The organism is Paenarthrobacter sp. CM16 (assembly GCF_013179505.1).
GTDB lineage: Bacteria > Actinomycetota > Actinomycetes > Actinomycetales > Micrococcaceae > Arthrobacter.
The window spans coordinates 1-1,158 of record NZ_JABMCX010000555.1; the positions used below are offsets into that span (position 1 = coordinate 1).

Below are 1,158 nucleotides of genomic sequence, written 5' to 3' on the forward strand. Positions count from 1 at the left end.
CAACCTGGCAGGCTTCCTGGCCGTGGCTTGAGGGGTAGACGGCCATGCGGCCCTGCCGGACCAGTGCCGAGTTCTGGTCGTTGACGCGACGTCCGACGACGAGTTGCTCGTAGGCGGCCATCAATTCAGCATCGCTGGGCGTGGGGTACTCGTGGCCGGGCTCGGTGCCTTGCTCGTCATGGGAGCGGAGGGTGCCGTCCGGGTTCACCATTTGGATCTGGTGCCGGGCGGGGAGCATGTAGTCCTCAACGCTGATGCCGAATTTTGTCCGAACGTCAGCAGCGTGGTCCTCTACAGCCGTTTCCGGCGCAGAGTGATCTGCGTGGATCGTCATTGGTCCGTCCTTCTCTAGCCACTATGTGCTTCAAGTATGTTCCCAGGCCCTGTTTCGTATCCAGCTTTCGCGCAAATCATGGAAGCCCTTGTCAAAAGCGCGTATTCTGAAAGACGAATTGCCATTGTGAGCTGGGTTACGCGCCCGTGCTGTAGACGAATTGGAGAGCCCGTGAGCGAGGCCGAGGCGGAGCAGACCGCCGTACCGCTGGACAGTGTGGACCGGGACATCATCCGTGAGCTGACCACCGATGGGCGCATGTCTATCACGCAGGTGGCTGAGAACGTCCACATCAGCCGAGCCCACGCCTATACAAGGATTGCCCGCCTCACCGGGGAAGGCGTACTGACCAAGTTCACGGCCTTGGTGGATCCCATCAAAGCCGGCCTGCGGTCCTCCGCCTATGTGACGTTGAAGGTTCAGCAACACTCCTGGCGCGAACTCAAGGAACAGCTGCGGGCCATCCCGGAAGTCCACCACATCGCCCTGGTGGGCGGAGACTTCGACGTCATCCTTTTGGTCCGGGCAACGGACAACATCCACCTCCGGCGTGTGATCTTCGACCAATTGCAGTCCATGGACGGCGTGCAGGATACCCAGACTTTCCTTGTCTTTGAGGATGTTGACACCCGGTAGACGCCCAGGGCAGTCCTTTGCTGGGAGGGAGCACCCATTTGGGAACCTTAGACTGTCCCCGTGCCCCTCAAAACTGCCTCCGCCACGCGTGTCATTGGCGTGGTTGTGGCGGCGTGCCTCTTGGCGGCGTTGCTCTGGCTGATCGCGGCCTTCCAGTTCTTTTACAACCCTCCGGAAGCAACACCTCA

1 protein-coding gene and 1 pseudogene are annotated in these 1,158 nt (G+C 60.5%); one reads left to right on the forward strand and one right to left on the reverse strand.

Annotated elements, in window-relative coordinates; all coding sequences use genetic code 11:
- Positions 1-334, reverse strand: a pseudogene (locus HP499_RS24430) (pyruvate dehydrogenase (acetyl-transferring) E1 component subunit alpha); the annotation flags it as partial.
- Positions 335-505: 171 nt separating this feature from the next.
- Between HP499_RS24430 and HP499_RS24435 the strand changes: the two are divergent.
- The gene (locus HP499_RS24435) at positions 506-970 is read left to right on the forward strand and encodes an Lrp/AsnC ligand binding domain-containing protein (protein WP_172326601.1); all 465 of its coding nucleotides are present in this window, start codon (positions 506-508) and stop codon (positions 968-970) included.
- Positions 971-1,158 lie beyond the last annotated feature (188 nt).